At 69.7% G+C, this 19,270-nt stretch carries 19 protein-coding genes; 8 read left to right on the top strand and 11 right to left on the bottom strand.

The features are described 5' to 3' along the window. The first annotated feature begins 12 nt into the window (after positions 1-12). Complete coding sequence (locus EP26_RS14585) at positions 13-1,221, top strand: ABC transporter substrate-binding protein (protein WP_043339478.1); 1,209 nt, start codon at positions 13-15, stop codon at positions 1,219-1,221. Positions 1,222-1,248: 27 nt separating this feature from the next. Beyond that, positions 1,249-2,457 (top strand): ABC transporter substrate-binding protein, encoded by a 1,209-nt coding sequence (locus EP26_RS14580; protein WP_157033545.1) that lies wholly within the window; start codon positions 1,249-1,251, stop codon positions 2,455-2,457. 17 nt (positions 2,458-2,474) lie between these two features. Here the strand turns inward: EP26_RS14580 and EP26_RS14575 are convergent, their stop codons facing one another. The 10 genes from EP26_RS14575 to EP26_RS14530 form a co-directional block, all read right to left on the bottom strand. Further along, positions 2,475-3,044, bottom strand: coding sequence for a lipid-binding SYLF domain-containing protein (locus tag EP26_RS14575; protein ID WP_043339477.1), 570 nt, complete (start codon positions 3,042-3,044; stop codon positions 2,475-2,477). Between the two features lie 79 nt (positions 3,045-3,123). Beyond that, a complete protein-coding gene (locus tag EP26_RS14570) occupies positions 3,124-4,455 on the bottom strand; it encodes an MFS transporter (protein WP_043339476.1) in 1,332 nt (443 codons plus the stop codon). Between the two features lie 39 nt (positions 4,456-4,494). Then, positions 4,495-5,097, bottom strand: coding sequence for a nitrile hydratase subunit alpha (locus tag EP26_RS14565; RefSeq protein ID WP_043339475.1), 603 nt, complete (start codon positions 5,095-5,097; stop codon positions 4,495-4,497). Continuing rightward, a complete protein-coding gene (locus tag EP26_RS38475) occupies positions 5,094-5,402 on the bottom strand; it encodes an SH3-like domain-containing protein (RefSeq protein ID WP_043339473.1) in 309 nt (102 codons plus the stop codon). Before EP26_RS38475 ends, EP26_RS14565 begins: the two co-directional genes overlap by 4 nt. After that, entirely contained in the window at positions 5,399-5,689 is a 291-nt protein-coding gene (locus EP26_RS38470; protein WP_043339471.1) for an SH3-like domain-containing protein, read from the bottom strand. Before EP26_RS38470 ends, EP26_RS38475 begins: the two co-directional genes overlap by 4 nt. 137 nt (positions 5,690-5,826) lie before the next feature. After that, positions 5,827-6,750, bottom strand: a complete 924-nt coding sequence (locus tag EP26_RS33185) for an SH3 domain-containing protein (protein WP_084112562.1) — start codon at positions 6,748-6,750, stop codon at positions 5,827-5,829. 41 nt (positions 6,751-6,791) lie between these two features. Then, positions 6,792-7,166: a DsrE family protein gene (locus tag EP26_RS14545; protein ID WP_043339469.1), complete on the bottom strand. Its 375-nt coding sequence runs from the start codon at positions 7,164-7,166 to the stop codon at positions 6,792-6,794. Further along, on the bottom strand, positions 7,167-7,994 hold the full coding sequence (locus EP26_RS14540; protein ID WP_043339468.1) for a molybdopterin-synthase adenylyltransferase MoeB: 828 nt from the start codon (positions 7,992-7,994) through the stop codon (positions 7,167-7,169). A 50-nt stretch (positions 7,995-8,044) separates the two neighbouring features. Beyond that, positions 8,045-9,010: a tripartite tricarboxylate transporter substrate-binding protein gene (locus EP26_RS14535; protein ID WP_043339466.1), complete on the bottom strand. Its 966-nt coding sequence runs from the start codon at positions 9,008-9,010 to the stop codon at positions 8,045-8,047. An 11-nt stretch (positions 9,011-9,021) separates the two neighbouring features. Then, positions 9,022-10,086: a ketopantoate reductase family protein gene (locus tag EP26_RS14530; RefSeq protein ID WP_043339465.1), complete on the bottom strand. Its 1,065-nt coding sequence runs from the start codon at positions 10,084-10,086 to the stop codon at positions 9,022-9,024. Positions 10,087-10,214: 128 nt separating this feature from the next. Here EP26_RS14530 and EP26_RS14525 point away from each other — a divergent pair, with 128 nt between their 5' ends. From EP26_RS14525 to EP26_RS14515, 3 genes are all read left to right on the top strand, one after another. Beyond that, the gene (locus tag EP26_RS14525) at positions 10,215-11,717 is read left to right on the top strand and encodes an acetyl-CoA acetyltransferase (protein ID WP_043339464.1); all 1,503 of its coding nucleotides are present in this window, start codon (positions 10,215-10,217) and stop codon (positions 11,715-11,717) included. A 26-nt stretch (positions 11,718-11,743) separates the two neighbouring features. After that, a complete protein-coding gene (locus EP26_RS14520) occupies positions 11,744-12,571 on the top strand; it encodes an SDR family NAD(P)-dependent oxidoreductase (protein ID WP_043339463.1) in 828 nt (275 codons plus the stop codon). Positions 12,572-12,637: 66 nt separating this feature from the next. Further along, positions 12,638-13,951, top strand: coding sequence for a dicarboxylate/amino acid:cation symporter (locus tag EP26_RS14515; protein ID WP_245624403.1), 1,314 nt, complete (start codon positions 12,638-12,640; stop codon positions 13,949-13,951). A 129-nt stretch (positions 13,952-14,080) separates the two neighbouring features. On the opposite strand, the gene EP26_RS14510 is transcribed toward EP26_RS14515, so the two are convergent. Further along, complete coding sequence (locus EP26_RS14510; RefSeq protein WP_043339461.1) at positions 14,081-14,938, bottom strand: family 16 glycosylhydrolase; 858 nt, start codon at positions 14,936-14,938, stop codon at positions 14,081-14,083. 604 nt (positions 14,939-15,542) lie between these two features. Here EP26_RS14510 and EP26_RS14505 point away from each other — a divergent pair. The 3 genes from EP26_RS14505 to EP26_RS14495 are packed head-to-tail and all read left to right on the top strand — an operon-like array spanning position 15,543 to position 19,237. Continuing rightward, positions 15,543-16,025: a (2Fe-2S)-binding protein gene (locus tag EP26_RS14505; RefSeq protein WP_043339460.1), complete on the top strand. Its 483-nt coding sequence runs from the start codon at positions 15,543-15,545 to the stop codon at positions 16,023-16,025. A 3-nt stretch (positions 16,026-16,028) separates the two neighbouring features. After that, positions 16,029-17,015, top strand: a complete 987-nt coding sequence (locus EP26_RS14500; protein ID WP_043339459.1) for an FAD binding domain-containing protein — start codon at positions 16,029-16,031, stop codon at positions 17,013-17,015. Further along, positions 17,012-19,237, top strand: a complete 2,226-nt coding sequence (locus EP26_RS14495) for a xanthine dehydrogenase family protein molybdopterin-binding subunit (RefSeq protein ID WP_043339458.1) — start codon at positions 17,012-17,014, stop codon at positions 19,235-19,237. The genes EP26_RS14500 and EP26_RS14495 overlap by 4 nt, the downstream gene beginning before the upstream one ends. Positions 19,238-19,270 lie beyond the last annotated feature (33 nt).

The raw sequence follows: 19,270 nt of genomic DNA, 5'->3' as shown, positions 1-19,270 counted from the left end.
AAGGGAGGCGGGATGCTCGGCAGAAGGCAGATCCTGGCGGCAGCAGCGGGGGCGCTCGCAACCCCCTCCCTTGTCCGCGCGGAGGAGACGGTCGGCGTCACCGCCGGCGAAATCCGCATCGGCAACATCATGCCCTATAGCGGGCCGAACAGTGCCTATGGGGTGATCGGCAAGACGGAGCAGGCCTTCGTTCGGATGCTGAACGAGACCACCAGCTTCGCCGGGCGCAAGATCAATTTCCTCAGCTACGATGACGGCTTCAGCCCGCCGAAGACGGTGGAGCAGGCGCGGCGTCTGATCGACCAGGACAAGGTCGCTTTCCTGTTCAACACGCTTGGCACACCGACGAACAATGCCATTCAGCGCTACTGCAACCAGCGCAAGGTGCCGCAGCTCTTCGTCGCGACGGGCGCCGACAAATGGGGGAACTGGCAGGACTTCCCCTGGACCATGGGCTGGCAGCCGAGCTACCGGACAGAGGCGCAGATCTATGCCAAGCATCTGCTCGCCGAGCGGCGCGACTTCAGGCTGGCGATCGTCTACCAGAACGACGATTTCGGGAAGGACTACATCGCCGGCCTGCGCGACGTGATCGGGGCGGAGCGCTTCGACAGGAGCACAAAGACCGCCTCCTTCGAGATCACCGACCCGACGCCGGACAGCCAGATCCTCTCGCTGCAGGGCAGCGGCGCGGATGTGCTGATGATCGCGCTCGGGCCGAAGGCAGCAGCGCAGGCGATTCGCAAGGTGCACGACATCGGCTGGCAGCCGCTGCGCTACCTCACCAATGTCTCGCTCTCGGTCGGCGCCGTCATGCAACCGGCGGGGGCGGAGAAGGGCGTCGGCATCATCACCTCGGGCTACCTGAAGGAGCAGGGGGATGCGGCCTGGCGCGAGGATGCGGGGATGAACGAGGTCCGCGCCTTCGTCCGGCAATGGATGCCGGAAGCGGACCTCAACGACTCCAACGTGGTCTATGGCTACGGGCTCGGCTGCACGCTGCGACAGGTGCTGACGCAATGCGAGGGGAATTTCTCGCGCGAGAACATCCTGCGCCAGGCGGCGGGGCTGCGGGAGGTGGCGCTGCCGGTGCTGCTGCCGGGCATCACCCTGCAGACCGGGCCGCAGGACTACCGACCGATCCAGAAGATGCAGTTGCAGCGCTGGGACGGCGCATCCTGGGTCCGCTTCGGCGGCCTGATCGAGGGTGCGAGCGTGTAGAAGAAAGAAACAGGGAGAACAGACGCCATGATGCCGACGCGACGCCATCTGCTTGCGGCGGGTGCCGCAGCGCTTGCTGCCCCCGCCATCGCCCGCGCGCAGGAGACGCCCGGCGTCACCGCCAGCGAGATCCGCATCGGCAACACCATGCCCTATAGCGGGCCAGCGAGCGCCTATGGCAGCATCGGCCGCTCGCACCAGCATTTCTTCAGGATGATCAACGAGCAGGGCGGCATCGCCGGGCGGAAGATCAATTTCATCACCTATGACGACGGCTACAGCCCGCCGAAGACGGTGGAGCAGGTGCGGCGCCTGGTCGAGCAGGACAAGGTGGCCTTCCTGTTCAACACGCTCGGCACGGCCAGCAACAGCGCCATCCTGCGCTACGTCAACCAGCGCAAGGTGCCGCACCTTTTCCTCTCCACCGGCGCGGACAAGTGGGGGAACTTCCAGGACACGCCTTGGACGATGGGCTGGCAGCCGAGCTACCGGACCGAGGCGCAGATCTACATGAAGCACATGCTGGAGCAGAAGCCGAACGCCAAGCTGGCGCTGCTCTACCAGAACGACGATTTCGGCAAGGACTACGTCACCGGCGTCAAGGACGTCCTCGGCGCGCGCTACGACAGCATCGTCAAGCCAGTCTCCTACGAGGCGACGGACCCGACGATCGACAGCCAGGTGGTCTCGCTCCAGGCGAGCGGGGCGGATGTGCTGCTAACGGCGGCGACGCCGAAATTCGCTGCGCAGACCATTCGCCGCGTGGCCGATCTCGGCTGGAAGCCGCTGCACTACCTCACCAATGTTTCCATCTCGGTCGGCACAGTGATGGAGCCGGCGGGGCCGGAGCGCGGCGTCGGCATCATCACCTCGGCCTATCTGAAGGACCCGACCGATCCGGGCTGGGCCAATGATGCGGGGATGAACCAGTGGCGGGCCTTCATGCAGAAATACATCCCCGACGGGGACATGAAGGACGGCAGCTTCCCCTTCGCCTTCGGCATTGCCACGACACTGATGCAGGTGCTGAAGCAGTGCGAGGGGAACTTCGCCCGCGAGAACATCATGCGCCAAGCGGCGAACTTGAAGGCGCTTGAGATTCCGACGCTGATCCCCGGGATTTTCGTGAACACCGCGCCGGATAACTTCCATCCGATCCGGCAGATGCAGCTGCAGAAGTGGACCGGCAGCACCTGGGAGCGGTTCGGCAGCCTCATCGAGGGGGCGAAGGTCTAGCCTTCGCCCCACCCGCATCACCCGGCTTGGGGGGTGATGCGGGTGATCTTGGTGCCGTTCAGCGCCAGCGCGGCCATCAGCCCTTCCTGGTTGAAGGTGATGGCGTAGACCGGCTCGGTCAGCGTGGTGGAGGAGGCATTGGCCTGCAGGCCGCGGTCGAGAGCGACCACGGTCGGGCCGGTGCCGATCTCCCAGCCGTCGCGGCGGCGCAACGTGGCGGCGGCCTGCTCCGTCATGAAAAACATGGCGAGGCCGGCGGATTGCGCGCCGGCGAGGAAGCCGAGCGAGAGGCCGGCGATGGAGTAGTAGCCCTCAGTCCGCTCGCCGCGCACCAGCGCGCCCTGGCCGTACTGGCCGCCGACGATGAAGCCGCCGCTGATGATGCGCGGGAAGATCAGCGTGGCATGGGCCTTCCGCAGCAGGTCCTGGCTCTGCGGCAGGGCGCGCAGGCGGACCAGGGCGGCGGCGACATCGGCGTCGATCTCGCGCTGCGTCTCGGCCGCGGCCGGGCGCGGGGCAGCAAGGGTGCCGGTGGCGGCGCCGGCCAGCAACAGGCCGGAGAGGGAACGCCGGGTGAAGGCGGTCATGGCAAGCTCAACCTCCGTAGTTCGGTTGCGGCGCAACGCGAGATCGCAAGCCCAGGTTTCGTAACGGAATGAATCGGCCTCAGATTTTCCGTCGCAGCATGCTGATGCCGGCGGCGGCGAGGGCGAAGCCGGCGCCGGCCGCCATCGCCAGCTTCGGCCCGCCGCCCATCTGGAAGATCAGGGCGGTGAGGGTGGTGCCGATGGTCTGGCCGAGCAGCCGCGCTGTCGCCTGCATGCCGCCCGCGCCGCCGCTGCGGGCCTTGGGGGCGGCGGAGAGCATGGTACGGTTGTTCGGCGTCTGGAAGAAGCCGAAGCCGAAGCCCCCGAGCCCGACCGCGAGGCCAAGCATCACCACCGGCGCGGCGCCGGGGAGGGCGATCACCAGGCCGAGCGCGACGGCGAGCGTGCCGCCGCCCAGCATGCAGAGAAGGGCGGTTGGCAGGCGGTCGGAGAGGCGGCCGGCGAGCGGGGCGGCGACGGCCAGGGCGACGGGCCAGGGCGTCATCATGAAGCCGGTTGTCGCCTGGTCGTGCCCGTTGGCGATGAAGTGGAAGGGCAGGGAGACGAAGCCCAGCGACCAGGCGGCGAAGGCGCAGACCGAGGCGAGGGCGGAGATGGCGATGGGCGGCAGGCGCAAAAGATCGAGCGGCAGGAGCGGCGCAGGGCGTGTGAAATCGCGCCGGATCAGGGCGGTGCCGGCAGCTATGCCGCCTGCCATCAGGACTGCGCCGGCCCAGGGCAGGGCGAAGGCGAGGTCGATGCCGAGGAAAAGCAGGCCGAAGCCCAGCGCCGCGAGGCCGGCCGCCACGGCATCGAAGCGGCGATGGGCGCGGGGCGTCTCGGGCAGGGTCAGGCCGCCGAGGATGGTGGCGGCGAGGCCGAGCGGCACGCCTACGGCGAAGAGCCAGGGCCAGGGACCGAGGGCGAGGATGGTGGAGCCGAGGGTCGGGCCGATCGCCCCGGCCAGCGCCACGGTCAGGGTGTTGAAGCCGATGGCGCGGCCGAGCTGGCTGCCCGGATAGGTGTAGCGGATGAGGCCGGCGGTCAGCGCCATCACCGCGGAGGCGCCGATGCCCTGCACCACCCGCGCCGCCAACAGCGCCGGGAAGGAGGGGGCGAGGGCGCAGGCCAGCGAGGCGCAGACATAGAGCACGAAGCCGGCGAGGTAGACGCGGCGGAAGCCGATGATCTCGGCGAGCGAGGCGAAGGAGATCAGCGTCGCCACGACGACGAGCTGGTAGCCGTTGCTGAGCCAGATGACGCTGGCCGGGGCGACGCCGAGATCGCGGGCGATCGCCGGCAGCGCCACGTTGATCATCGAAGTGTCGAGGACGGTGACCAGGATGGAAAGAAGGATGGCGATCGCCGCCAGGCTGCGCCGCGGCTGCGGCAGTCCGTCCTGCGGCGTCATCCCGTTTCCTGGTCCCCCGGTGTTTCCTCGGGGAGCAGGCTACTCGGCGGCGGCGGCGACCGGAAGCCGTGGCAGCGCGACGCCGACCAGTGCATCGCGCGTGACGATGGCGGTGAGCTGGTCCTCGCTCCAGCCCTCGGTGCCGGGTGGGCGCATCGGCAGTACCATCCAGCGGTAGTCGGCGGTGCTGTCGACGACGCGGATCTGCGTGGCCGGCGGCAGGGTGGTGCCCCATTCGGCAAGGACGGCGCGTGGCTCGCGGACGGCGCGGGCGCGGTATTCGAAGGATTTGTACCAGTGCGGCGGGTAGCCGAGCACGGCGCGGGGGTAACAGCTGCAGAGGGTGCAGACGACGAGATGGTGCAGGCCGGGGCGGTCCTCGAGCACGCCGAGGGGCGGGGCGCCGGCCATGGAGACGCCCATCTGCTCCGCTGCCGCGGCGCCGTTGGCGAGCAGGAGGCGGCGGTAGCCCTCATCGAGCCAGGCGCGGGCGACCATCCGGGCGCCGATCTCCGGGCTGGCGCGGTCGGTGCTGGCCTGGCGGTCGGCGATCTCCTGCTCGGTGACGAGGCCGCGGGTGGCAAGGGCGGCGACGAACTTGTCCAGGAGGGCGAGGGATTCGGGGCGGGCGGGCGCGCTCATGCGGCCTCCTGCGCTGGGGTTGCGGGCTCGAGCCAGTGCTCGAAGATCTCGACGAGGAGGCTGTCGCCGGCCTCGCCCTCGGCCCAGATCGGCGGCTGCTCGAAAAGGACGTGGTAGAGCGTGCGGCGCGGGGCCGGGCGGGCGAAGGCGAGATCCTCGGGGTTGGGGAATTCGCCAAGCACGGCCTGGATGGTGCCCTCGCGGCCGCGGAGGTAGTGCGGCGTGCGGATATGGCAGGGGCCGCGGCGCTCGGGCCAGTCGTCCCTGATGCGGATGCGGGCGCCGGGGGCGAAGGTGGCGGTCACCGCAGCTCCTCCGCCGGGATGATGCCCTTCTCGACCATGAGGTTGCTGATCGAGGTCAGCCAGCGCTCGTAATAGGTCAGGGCGAAATACTCTTCCTCGGGGATGCTCTCGATGCCGCGGCGGAGCTCGTCGACGGTCATGAAGCCCTTTTGGGCGAGGATCTGGCGGATGGCATCCACCCGCTTGCCGAACTCGTCGGGCGGCGCCTCGTCGCGCTCGACCGGGGAGCAGCGGTAGCGGCTGGCGCCGCCGAGGTCGTGGATCGCGGGGGTGGGGGCGTCGCTCATATGGGGAGGCTAGAGCAAACCCAGGCCGGGTGGAAACACCCGGGAAGGGTAATTTGCTCGGTCGAGCAAACAGGCCAGGGCCGCTTCCGCGGGCGCAGCCGAAGCGGATGCGGCCCGGGGACGGCTGCCCGCAATTTTCAGTCGCCGATGACCTCGTCCGGCGTCACGCCCCAGATCTCGCTGCGCTTGATCCAGCCGCTGTAGTCGCCGATGCGGGCCTCGCACCAGGCGCTGCCGGCCTCGCAGCGGCGGAGGCTGCCGATGACGCCGGGGCGGAGATGGGCGACGGCCTCGGCTTGGCTGTCGGGGCGGCGGCGCAGGGTCCGCTCCTCGCCCTGGACGATGAAGCTGCGGCGGGAGGTGAGCAGGGGGCGCTGGACCCAGCCTTCGGTGCCCTCCGGGTCGCGGATGCGGCGCCAGACCTGGTGCTCCTCGATGATCTGCACCGGCAGGTCCTTGCGCTGATAGGTCCAGTCGATGCGGAAGCGCAGGTCTGGGCCGATGCGGAGATTGACCTGGTTGGAGCCGAGGGCGGCGAAGCGGGGCAGCGGGCGGCCGGTATCGGAGCCGACCGTGGGGGCGGGCGGTGGCGGTGGGGCAGCCGGGGCAGGAGGTGCGATGGCGACGGCGGCGGCACCCGCCGCAGCGCCGGCGGCTGCGGCGGCCGGGGCATTGCGGCGGCGCTGCTGCGGCGGTTGGGCCTGGCCGGGTGGCGTCGCCGGGCGGGTGGCGGTGGTGCCGGGGCGGGGCTGAACCGTCGGGGTGGCCTGGGCGGCGGGCGGGCGGGCTGGTGTGGCCTGGGTGGGTGCCGCCGGGGTGGGGGGCGCCTGAGCCGGACGTGGCGGGGCGGCAGGGCGGGGCGCCGATGGGGCCTGGGGCGGCTTCGCCGGGGCCGGCCGGGCGGGTGCCGGTTGCTGCTGCGGCGCCTGGGCGGCCGGAGCTGCGGACGGGGCGGCGGCACGAGGCGGCGGCAGGTTGCCCTGCTGGCCGAGGCTGCTCTGCGCATGGGCGGCCGGCGCGGCGAGGGCCAGGCAGAGCAGGAGAATGGGGCGGGGATGCATCACCCGGAGGGGATGCCAAGCCGCGGGGCCATAGGTCAAGCTTACAGCGTGGCCATTTGCCCGTCGCCGATGGCGGCGAGGAAGCTGGCGATGCCGGCGATGGTGACGGAAGGGCGGAGGGGTACCGAGTCCAGCCCCTCGGTGCGGAGGCCGGCCTCGCAGGCGAGGAGGTGGAGGCCGAGGTCGTCCGCGGCTTCCAGCAGCGTGGCGATGCCGGCGACGCCGCGGGCGGCGACCTCGGCCTCGCGCGGATCGGCGAGCAGGGGCTGGTCGGCCAGCAGCAGGCGGCAGCCGGCATTGGTGGCGAAGAGCGTCACCTCGCGGCCGAGGGCGGCGGCGCCGGTGGCCAGCATCAGGGCGTAATGGGCGCGCTCATGCCCGCCCGAGATCAGCAGGATGCCGAGGGGTTTCGGCATTCAGGCGGCCGTGCAGGCGAGTGGGGCGGGCGCGGCATGGGCGGAAAGGTCGCGGATGGTCGCGGCCTCGCCGCAGAGGGCGCAGCCGGGGTCGCGACGCAGGCGGATGGTGCGGAAGCGGGTGTCGAGCGCGTCCCAGAGCAGCAGGCGTCCGGACATGGATTCGCCGATGCCGAGAATCTCCTTCAGCACCTCTGTCGCCTGTAATGTGCCCATGACGCCGGTGACGGCGCCGAGGACGCCGGCCTCGGAGCAGGAGGGCACCAGGCCATCCGGCGGCGGCTCCGGGTGGAGGCAGCGGTGGCAGGGATGCGGGGCGCCGAGATGCGACTTGAAGGTGGAGAGCTGGCCCTCGAAGCGCAGCACCGCGGCCGAGACCAGCGGGCGGCCGAGCAGGTGGCAGGCATCGCCGAGCAGGAAGCGCGTGGCGAAGTTATCGGTGCCGTCGCAGACGAGGTCGTAGCGGGGGATCAGCGCCGTCGCCGAATCCGCATCGAGGCGGATCGGGTGGGCCTCGACGCTGACCTCCGGGTTGAGGCCGGCCAGCGTCTCGGCGGCGCTCTCCGCCTTGTTGCGGCCGAGGCGGGCGGTGCTGTGGATCACCTGGCGCTGGAGGTTGGAAAGCTCCAGCGCGTCATGGTCGACGAGGCCGATGGTGCCGACCCCGGCCGCGGCGAGGTAGAGAGCGAGGGGGGCGCCGAGGCCGCCGGCGCCGATCACCAGCACCCGCGCCGCCCGGAGCTTCGCCTGGCCGATGGCGCCCACATCCTGGAGCAGGATGTGGCGGGAGTAGCGATGCAGCTCGGCATCGGTGAAGTCGAGGTCCATCCCCGGCATATGGGCGGCGGACCCGGGCGGCGGCAAGGCCAAGGCGGAGGTCAGTCGGCGAAGGCGCCGGCGGCCTGGATGATCGGGCGCCAGCGGGCCACCTCCTCCGCCAGGAAGCGGCGGTGGAAGGCGATGGTGGCGCGTTCCTCCGTCGCCGGCTCGGTCGCCAGCTCGGCGAAGCGGCGGCGGAGCGCCTCGTCCTTCATCGCCGCGCGCAGGGCGGTGGAGAGGGTGGCCTGCACATCTTCAGGCGTGCCGGCGGGGGCGTACATGGCGTGCCAGGTGGTCATGACGAGGGCGGGGAAGCCGGCCTCGGCGGTGGTCGGTAGCTGGGGCAGCTCGCCGAGGCGGGCGGCGCTGGTGACGGCGTAGGAGGCGATGCGGTTGTCCTTGATGTAGGGCACCGTGTTGGTCGCCTGGTCGCAGAGCAGGTCGAGCCGACCCGCCATCAGCTCGGCCATGGCGGGGCCAGTGCCGCGGAAGGCGACCGTGGTCGCCCGGGCGCCGGCCGCCTGCTGGAGCAGCACGCCACAGAGATGCGCGGCAGAGCCGAGGCCAGCATGGGCGAGGTTCAGCCGGTCGCCGCCCTCGCGTAGGGCGGCGATGTAGCCGCGGAGGTCGGTGGCGGGGAAGCCGGGGCGCGCGACGAAGGTCATCGCCGCGTCGGAGACGAGGCCGAGCGGGGCGAAGCTCTCCAGCACGTCGTAGGGCAGCTTGCGGTAGAGCGTGGCGCTGGCGGCGAAGCCGATATTGTTGACCAGCAGCGTGTAGCCGTCCGGCCGCGCCTGAGCGGCGCGTTGCGGGCCGACCAGCGAGCCGCCGATCGATTCGACCACGACGGGCTGCGGCAGGACGCGACCCAGCGCATCGGCGAGGATGCGGGTGATGGTGTCGGTCGGGCCGCCCGCGGCGCCGGCGGCGATGAGGGTGACGGGGCGGCTCGGGAAGGGCTGGGCTTGCGCGGTGCCCGCCAGCAGCAGCAGCGGCAGGATGAGCAGGCGGAGGATGGTCGGCATGGAGCGCTTCCTCAGTTCAGCCGGAGGCCGAGGATGTGCTTCGGGTCGGGTTGCAACTCGCCGCGCTCGACGCGCTTGACGATGTCGGTCAGCGCGGCGTTGGCGGGGGTGGCGAGGCTGATCTCCTGCGCGCGGTCGACGATGTAGCCGTTGAGGAATTCGATCTCGGTGCGGCGGCCCTTCACCATGTCCTGGCCCATCGAGGGGCGGTGCGCGCCGCCGCCGGGCTTGCGGGCTTCGGCGAGGCGGTGCTCGTCATAGGCGTGGCGGGCCTCCGGGTCGCCCTCGCCGGCACGGGCGATGACCTCCGGGTCGATGTGGTGGATTTCCTCGAGGCTGTAGCCGAGGGCCTGGCCGGTGCGGATCGCCTCGGAGCCGAGGCGGGCGGTGAACTGGCGCAGCGTGTCGTCGAGCAGGATGTCGCGGCTGACGAGGCCGGTGCAGGCCGAGAGGCCATTCGCCATCGCATTGGTGACGAGCTTCGACCAGCGCTCGCCCCAGAGGTTGCTCGTCACCTGGGTGCTGTCGGAGAGGGCGGTGAGGCGGCCAATCTCCTGTGCGCGCTCGGTGATGCGGCCATGCACCTCGCCGACGCGGAAGACGGTATGCGCGGCGCCCGACTTGCCAGCGGCGCGGCGGACATGGCCGGGCTCGCAAAGATCGACGGTGATGGAGCTGGCGATGGCGCCGAGGGTGCGGCCCCAGCCGACGATGCCGGCAATGGTCTCCTCGTTCATGCAGTTCTGCAAGGAGACGCAGAAGCCGTTGGGGGCCAGGTATTGCCGCACCATCAGCGTGGCCCAGGCGGTGTCGTAGGATTTCACGCAGATGAAGGCGATGTCGAAGGGGCGCTCCTTCGACACATGCTGCAGTTCGGTCAGGTGAATGGCGCGGACGGGGACGGTGAATTCCGGCACGTCCTTCAGGTGGGAGATGCGGAGGCCGTTCCGTCGCATCGCCTCGACATTCTCTGGCCACATGTCGACGAAGGTCACGTCCTCGCCGGCCTGTGCCATATGCGCCCCGGCATAGCCGCCGACCGCGCCGGCGCCGATGATGGCGATGCGGTTGCCCATTCGGATGTCTCCTGCCCTTTGACGAGGACTATGGGCCCCGCACCGAAGCCTCGTCCAGCGGGGGCGGGCGCTTGGCAAAGCTGCCGGGGCGCGCTTCCCTGGGGCAAGGCAATGACGGGAGGAGGTCCATGGCGGCAGGGCAGGAGGCGCGCATCCCGGTCCTGGTCGGCGCCGGGGAGGTGGTCGACCGGCCCGCCGAGCCGCACCTGGCGCTGGAGCCGGTGGCGCTGATGGCGGAGGCGCTGCGGCGCGCGGGCGAGGATGCGGGGGCGCCGGGGCTGCTCGGCGCGCTCGACAGCCTCGACATCGTCAACAGCGTCTCCTGGCCCTATGGCGATCTGCCGGGGGCGCTGGCGGCGCGGCTCGGCGGGGCGCCGCGGCGGATGGTCTATGGGCCGGTCGGGGGCGAGAGCCCGGTGCGCTTCCTGCACGAGGCGGCGCTGCGCATCGCGCGGGGGGAGAGCGAGGTCTCGGCGGTTGTCGGGGGCGAGGCGACCCATGCCGTGGCGCAGGCGCGGAAGGCCGGGGTGGAATTGCCCTGGACGGAGGCGGACCCGAATTGGCGGCGGACGCGGGGGCGGGACTACCTGCATCCGCTGGCGGTGCGGCTGGGCGTGGCCGATCCCGTCACGGTCTATCCTTTCTACGAGAATGCGGTGGAGGCGCATCTCGGCCAGAGCCCGGCGGAGGGGCAGGCGGAATCGGCGGCGCTGTGGTCGGCCTTCTCCGGCGTCGCGGCACGGAATCCGGCGGCCTGGCTGAAGCGGGAGTACAGCGCGTCGGAGATCGGCACGGCGAGCGCGGCGAACCGGCCGATCGCCTATCCTTATACCAAGCTCCAGGTCGCCAACCCGATGGTGAACCAGGGCGCGGCGCTGCTGCTGACCAGCCTGGCGCGCGCCCAGGCGGCGGGCGTGGCGGAGGAGCGGATGGTCTTCCTCTGGGGCGGGGCGGCGGCGGTAGAGCCGCGCGACTACCTCAACCGCGACCACTATCACGAGGCGCATGCGCAGAATGCCGTGCTCGATGCCTGCGCACGCATCGCGGACGAGGGCTTCGGCATCTGCGAACTCTATTCCTGCTTTCCCTGCGTGCCGAAGATGGCGGCGCGGCGGCTCGGCCTGCCGCGGAGCGCGGTGCCGACGACGACGGGCGGACTCACCTTCTTCGGGGCGCCGCTCAACAACTACATGACGCATGCGGCGGCGGCGATGTTGCGGGCGCTGCGGGCGGCGGGGGAGGAGCCGGCGCTGCTGTATGGGCAGGGCGAGTTCGTCACCAAACATCATGCGGTGGTGCTGGCGAGGCGGCCGGCGCAGGGCGGGTTGGCGCCGGAGTACAGCGTGCAGGCGGAGGCGGATGGGCGGCGCGGGACGGTGCCGGAATTCGCCGGGGCGGCGGAGGGGGCGGCGAGGATCGAGACCTTCACCGTGCTGCACGACCGAGAGGGCGCGCCGGAGCAGGGCGTCGTCATCCTGCGGCTGGAGGATGGGCGGCGCGGGCTGGCGCGGGTGCCGGCCAGCGATGGTGCCGCCATCGACCTGCTGCTGCGGCGGGAGCGGACGCCGATCGGCACGCCGGGCCGCGCCGTGTTGGCGGCGGATGGCGTGGCGGAATGGCGGATGGCGTGAATTCGATTCCAGGGAGGAGGAAGAGCATGTCGAGGAAGCTTGAGGGGAAGGTCGCGCTGGTCACCGGCTCTGGTCGCGGCATCGGCCGGCAGATCGCGCTGAAGCTCGCCGGCGAGGGCGCCCGCGTCGTCGTCAACGACCTGGATGACGGGCCGGGCGGCGAGACCGTCGCCGAGATCGAGGCAGCGGGGGGCACGGCCATCGCCTGCAATGGCGATGTGACGGCGGAGGGCTTCGCCGAGCGCTTCGTGCAGGCGGGCATCGACAGCTTCGGCGGGCTCGACATCATCGTCAACAATGCAGGCTATACCTGGGACAACGTCATCCAGAAGATGTCGGACGAGCAGTGGATGGCGATTCTCAACGTCCATCTGACGGCGCCCTTCCGCATCATGCGCGCCGCGTCCCGCTTCATCCGCGAGGCGGCGCGGCAGGAGGCGTCCGAGGGGCGGGAGGTGTTCCGCAAGGTGGTGAATGTCAGCTCCACCTCCGGCGTCTATGGCAATGCGGGACAGGCGAACTACTCCACCGCCAAGGCCGGCATCATGGGGCTGACCAAGGCGATGGCGAAGGAGTGGGGGCGCTACAAGGTGAACGTGAACGCCGTCGCCTTCGGCCTCATCATGACGCGGCTGACCGAGGCGCCGGCGCATGGTGGGGCGACGATCGACATCGCCGGGCGGGAGATCGCGGTGGGCGTGCGGCCGGAGGTGCTGAAGAATGCCGAGACGATGATCCCGCTCGGCCGCGGCGGCAGGCCGGAAGAGGCGGCGGGGTCGGTCTATCTGCTCTGCATTCCCGAATCGAATTATATCAGCGGGCAGATCCTGGAGGTGACGGGCGGACGTCCGTAACGAGACGCGCGCCGGGGTTGCAGCCATGGCCGGGCTGCAACCCCTCAGGGCCTGGAGCATTGCGGCATGAGGCCCAACCCCAGGCAGGAGCCGCGGCGGATGCGCGCGAACCGGCTGACGACCTACATCCTCATCGCCATGGTGCTCGGCATCGCCGTCGGGCATTTATGCCACGAGCTCTGGCCTGACCCGGGCACGGCCAAGGCGATCTCCGACTACATCTCCCTCGTCACCGACATCTTCCTGCGGTTGATCAAGATGATCATCGCGCCGCTGGTCTTCTCGACGCTCGTGGTCGGTGTCGCGCATATGGGCGACACCAAGGCGGTCGGACGGATCGGGGCGAAGGCGATGCTCTGGTTCGTCTGCGCCTCGGTGGTCTCGCTGCTGCTCGGGCTGGTGCTGGTGAACCTGCTGCAGCCGGGGGCCGACCTGAACCTGCCGCTGCCGGATGCGGCGGCCTCCTCGGGCGTCGCCACCTCCTCGCTGTCGCTCAAGGATTTCGTCGCGCATCTGGTTCCGCGCTCGGTCTTCGAGGCGATGGCGCAGAACGAGATCCTGCAGATCGTCGTCTTCTCGCTGTTCTTCGGCGTGGCCTGCGCGGCGCTCGGCGAGCGGGCGAGGACGGTGGTCGCCTGGACCGAGGAGCTGTCGCATGTGATCCTCAAGATCACCGGGTACATCATGGGGCTGGCGCCGCTTGCCGTCTTCGCCTCCATGGCGGCGATCATCACCACGCAGGGGCTCGGCATCCTCGTTACTTACGGGAAGTTCGTCGCCGAGTTCTACCTCGGCCTTGGCATCCTGTGGTGCGTGCTAGCCGCCGTCGGCTTCGTCTTCTTCGGGCGGCGGGTCTTCGAACTGATCAGCCTGGTGCGGGAGCCATTCCTGCTGGCCTTCAGCACGGCGAGCAGCGAGGCGGCCTATCCGAAGATGATGGAGCAGCTCGTTCGCTTCCCCGTAAGCCGGCGGATCGTCAGCTTCGTGCTGCCGATGGGCTATTCCTTCAACCTCGACGGCTCGATGATGTACTGCACCTTCGCGACGATCTTCATCGCGCAGGCCTACAACATCGATCTTTCCGCCGGGCAGCAGGCGACGATGCTGCTGCTGCTGATGCTGACCAGCAAAGGCATGGCGGGCGTGCCGCGCGCCTCACTCGTCGTCATCGCGGCGACGCTCGCCACCTTCAACATTCCAGAAGCGGGGCTGCTGCTGATCATCGGCATCGACCAGTTCCTCGATATGGGGCGCTCGGCAACCAACGTCATCGGCAACTCCCTGGCGACGGCCGTGGTCGGCAAGTGGGAGGGCGAGGAGCCGGCGGTGCCGGAGACGGAGGGCGACTTCGCGCCGGAGCCGCGATCGCAGACGGCCTGAACGCAAATCGGGCGGAAGCGATGCCGCTTCCGCCCGTTATCAGGTCTCAAAGGCTGCCCTTAAAAGGCTCGGCACCCGGAGGTGCCGGCATCGTCGCAGTGCCGTGTGGCGCTGCGCCGATCGGGTCCTTCACATGAACCAGTGGCCCGTGGCTTCGTAGTTCGCCATCACCTGGGCGGCCAGCGCGTGCCAGTCGACCGGATGGTCCTGCGACGGGGCCGGTGCAGGGGCCGGGCTGTGCGAGGTGCCGCCGGAGGGCATCTCCCACTTACCGGTGGCGTTGAAATTCGCCGTCATTTGCGCCGCGATGGCGTACCAGTCCACGGCGCCGCCGGAAGAACTGCCGCCGCTGCCCGTGCTCGGGGCCGGCGCAGGCGCGGCCTCCGGCGTCGGGGCAGGAGCGGGGGCGGGGGCCGGGTCGCTGCTGCCGAGCGGCTTGAAGTCGATATGCGAGACGGTGATCGAGGTGTCCGGATTGTTGTTCAGGATACCGATCGTGTTGTTCATCCCGCCATGGGCGAAGTCCTTCGGCACATGGGAAGTGATGCTGCCCATATCCTTGCCGTCGACCTTGAAGGTCATCTTCCCCGGCTCCCAGATCAGCTGGTAGTCGTGGAACACGCCGCCCGTCACGCCCTCGAACATCTCGGTCTTGAAGGCGTCCTTGCCGTTGTCGTTCCAATGGACCGTGCCGTATTGCCGGCCGGAATGGTCGTGCGCGTTCTCGACAAGGTCGATTTCCTGGCCGGGCCACTTGTCATCGCCGGGCCAGAGCAGGATGGCGGGGCCGGGCTCGTGCCCATTGATCTTGGCGGTGACCGTGTAGGTCCCATAGCCATGGCCGGCGGACTTGCCGCTTGCCCATTCCATCAGGCCCGAGGAGCCGGAAAGCGTCACCTCTCCATTGCGGGGGGCTGGCACGTTCCAGGCATTGCCGAGCGAGCCGAAGCCGTTGTCGAAGCTCACGCTGAGCGGGTTGTTAGCCATTGAGAGTAGTCCCCAATATCCATTGCCGATGCCGCACGACTCACCCTGCCGCGCAGGATGCGCGGCCCGGGGTCAATACGGCGTCTGGGCTGCAGCAGCCCCCGGATGCCTGCGGCACCCGTGTCAACGGCCGGGCTTGTTGCCCCGGCCTTCACCCGGATCCCGGCCCTGGAAATGGCCGAATTCCGAACGAATGTGGTCGATTAAGATACGATCGAACATCAGACCGCGCTCATGCCCCGACGGCCAATATTGCCGTGGTGCGGGAAGTGGAGGACCGGTGCATCGCGGAATGCGACGGGCCTGAATTCCTCTCCCTGCTGGCGTGAGGCGCGCAGTCAACCAAGAAACTGTTCCCCTGTGGTTGAAACCCAAAGGTGCTCAGGCTTGTCAGTACCGCGTGAGCGGGGCTTGGGTACGCAAGTAATTGTATACGTTCAAGTGTTGTTTTTCGCGTCCGGTGCTGGTTCGCAACATTACCGTGGGTAACACGGCGTGATCCATCGTTGGCCCAATGCCCAAGGAAACGAACGCAGTCGCGCTTTTTGGCGTTGTCCGGACATCCAACAGGCCCTGTCGCCAGGGCTCGCCCGGGAGCCCCCCCATGCCCGATCCATCGCAGCATTTCAGCCTGACCCTTCGCGTGAACGGCGCCGAGCACCGCGTCGCGGTGGATGCGCGCACCACGCTGCTCGATGCATTGCGCGACCGGTTGCACCTCACCGGCACCAAGAAAGGATGTGCGCTCGGCCAGTGCGGCGCCTGCACCGTGCTGCTCGATGGGAGGCGCGTTGTCTCCTGCCTCATGCTGGCAGTGATGGCGGAAGGTCGGCTGGTGACGACGATCGAAGGGCTGGCGCAGGGCGGCGAACTGCATCCGGTGCAAGCGGCCTTCGTCGAGCATGATGCCTTCCAGTGCGGCTATTGCACGCCGGGGCAGATCATGTCGGCGGTGGGGGCGATCCGCGAGGGGCGCGCCGGCTCCGATGACGAGATCCGCGAGCAGATGAGCGGCAATCTGTGCCGCTGCGGCGCCTATGCCAATATCGTCGCCGCCGTGCGCGACGCCGCAGCGCGGGAGGGCTGAGCGATGCAGCCCTTCACCTATGCTCCCGTTGCCGATGCCGCCGGCGCTGCCGCCCGGGCGCTTGCCGGCGCGCAGTTCATCGCCGGCGGAACGGACATGCTGCAATTGCTGCAGGAGAACGTGCTGCAGCCGGGTGAACTTGCCGATCTGAACGGGCTCGGCCTTGCCGGGATCGGCGAGGAGCCGGATGGCGCGCTGCGGCTTGGTGCGCTGACAAGGCTTCAGGAGGCGGCGGACCATCCGTTGTTGCGCGAGCGCTGCCCGGTGGCGACGGAGGCGCTGGCGGCCACGGCCTCGCCGATGGTGCGGCACATGGCGACGCTTGGCGGCAACCTGTTGCAGCGGACGCGCTGCCTCTATTTCCGGGATGTCTCGACGCCCTGCAACAAGCGGCAGCCGGGCAGCGGCTGCTCGGCGCTGGAAGGGGAGAACCGGCACAACGCCATCCTCGGCGGGAGCGAGCATTGCATCGCGGTGCAGCCTTCCGACTTCCCGGTGGCGCTGGTCGCGCTCGATGCGGAGGTGCTGCTCCGGGGCGCCGAGGGGGCGGAGCGTTGGGTGCCGGTGGAAAGCTTCCATCGGCTGCCGGGTGATACGCCGGAGATCGAGACGGTGATGCGGCCGGGCGATGTTATCCTGGCCATCCGCATCCCGTCCCATGCGATGCGCTGGCGCTCGCATTACGTGAAGGTGCGGGACCGGGCGAGCTTCGCCTGGGCGCTCTGCTCGGCGGCCGTCGCGCTGCGGCTGGATGGGGAAGGGCGCGTGGCCGAGATGCGGGTTGCGGCGGGCGGCGTCGCCACCAAGCCCTGGCGGCTGGTGCGGGTGGAGCAGGAGTTGCTCGGTCATCGGATGGACCGGGACCGGGTGCGGCTGGCGGCAGTCTGGGCCTCGGAGGGGGCGGTGGCGCGGCCAGGCAATGCCTACAAGGCGCCGTTGCTGCAACATACCGTTGAGCGTGCGCTCCTCGAGATTGGTGGCCTGGCATGAACGCGATCATCGGACAGCCCGTCAGCCGGGTGGATGGCCCGGCCAAGGTCACCGGCCATGCGACCTATGCGGCGGAATTCGACCTGCCCGGCCTCGCCTATGCGGCGATGGTGCTGGCGACCATCCCGCGTGGCCATGTGCGCAGCATCGACCGCGCGGCGGCGGAGGCGGCGCCGGGGGTGCTCGCGGTCATGACGCATGAGGATGCGCCGCGTCTGCCCTACAAGCAGATCGCGCAGCGGCCGCAGGTGGATGCGCAGTCGGGCGAGCAGCTGCATGTGCTGCAGGACGACCAGGTGCGCTTCAATGGCGAGCCGGTGGCGGTGGTCGTCGCCGAGACGCTGGAGCAGGCGGTGCATGCGGCGGAGCTTGTCCGCGTGGAGTATGCGCGGAGCCCGGCGGTGACGATCTTCGACGCCAAGCAGGGGCGGCCACCGAGCGAGGGCAATGCCAAGGCCGGGCGGGTGCCGGAGCTCGGGCGCGGCGATGTCGAGGGCGCGATGCGGGAGGCGCCGGTGCAGGTCGAGGCGCGCTATGTGCATCCGCGGGAGCATCACAATGCGATCGAGCCGCATGTGACCATCGCGCATTGGGAGGGCGAGAACCTCACCCTCTACGACAAGACGCAATGGGTGGACAACGACCGCAAGGAGATCGCGCATGTCTTCGGGATGGAGGAAGAGCGCATCCGTGTCGTCTCCCCATTCGTCGGCGGGGCTTTCGGCTCGGCGCTCCGGACCTGGCCGCATGTGACGCTGGCGGTGATGGCGGCGAAGCGGGTCAGGCGGCCGGTACGGCTGGAGCTGACGCGGCGGCAGCTCTACATGGCGGTCGGCTTCCGGCCGCATTCGGAGCAGCATCTGCGGCTCGGTGCGGACAAGGAGGGCAGGCTGGTCGCGCTGGAGCATGATGTGATCCAGCAGGTCGGGCGGTACGAGGAATATGCCGAGACGGCGCTCTCGCCGACCAGCCACCTCTATCAGTGCGACAACCTGCGGGCGCGCTACCGGCTGGTGGAGATGGACACCAACTCGCCCTGCCCGATGCGGGCGCCGGGCGTGGTGACGGGCGTGCTCGGCCTCGAGATGGCGATGGACGAGCTGGCGGCGGAGCTGGGGATGGACCCGCTGGAGCTGCGGCTGCGCAACTATGCGGAGCAGGATCAGCAGAAGGGACTGCCCTGGTCGAGCAAGGAGCTGCGGGCCTGCTACGAGACGGCGGCGGAGCGCTTCGGCTGGGCGCGGCGCAAGCCCGAGCCGCGTTCGATGCGCGAGGGCGGCATGCTCATCGGCTACGGCATGGCGACGGCGATCTATCATTCCGACCGGAGCGGCGGCTCGGCCTCCGTTGCGCTGACCGGGAACGGAATGGCGGTGGTGCGCAGCGCCTCCTCCGATATGGGGCCGGGGACCTATACCTCGATGACGCAGGTGGCGGCGGAGACGCTGGGCCTGCCAGTCGATCATGTACGCTTCGAGCTGGGCGATACCAACCTGCCCTATGCGCCGGTGCATGGCGGCTCCATCACCATGGCGAGCCTCGGCAATGCCGTCGTCGCGGCCTGCCGGGCGGTGCAGACGAAGCTGACCTCGCTGGCGCGGGCGGCGCAACAGGGGCCCTTCGCCGGACTGGCGGAAGATGCGGTGGTGGCGCGCGAGGGAGGGCTCGGCCGGGCCGATGGCAGCGGGCCGGTGGTGCCCTATGCGGAGCTGTTGCGGCAGCACAATCTCGGCTGGGTCGAGGCCGAGGGCAGCGCGCAGCCGGGCGAGGAGACGAAGAAATACTCCTCGGCCGCTTTCGGGGCGATCTTCGTCGAGGTGCGGGTCGATGAGTTGCTGGGCACGGTGCGGGTGCCGCGGATGATCGGCGCCTATGACGTGGGGCGCGTCATCAACCCGAAGACGGCGCGCAGCCAGTGCATCGGCGGCATGGTCGGCGGGCTCGGCATGGCGTTGGAGGAGCGGGCGGAATGGGATGCGCGCTTCGGCAAGGTGATGAATGCCAACCTCGCCGAATACCTGGTGCCGGTGAATGCGGATGTGGCGGAGATGGAGGCGATCTTCGTCCCCAATGACGACCGCAACTTCAACCCGCTCGGGGTGAAGGGGCTGGCGGAGGTGGCGATCTGCGGCGTGGCGCCGGCAATAGCCAATGCCGTCTGGCATGCGACGGGGCGGCGCATCCGCGAGCTGCCGATCACGCCGGAGCGGTTGCTGGGGTGAAGGGTGCCATGCGCGATGGGAATGGGGCGAGGA

The organism is Belnapia moabensis DSM 16746, from assembly GCF_000745835.1.
Lineage (GTDB): Bacteria > Pseudomonadota > Alphaproteobacteria > Acetobacterales > Acetobacteraceae > Belnapia > Belnapia moabensis.
This window is presented reverse-complemented; position numbering and strand designations above follow the sequence as displayed.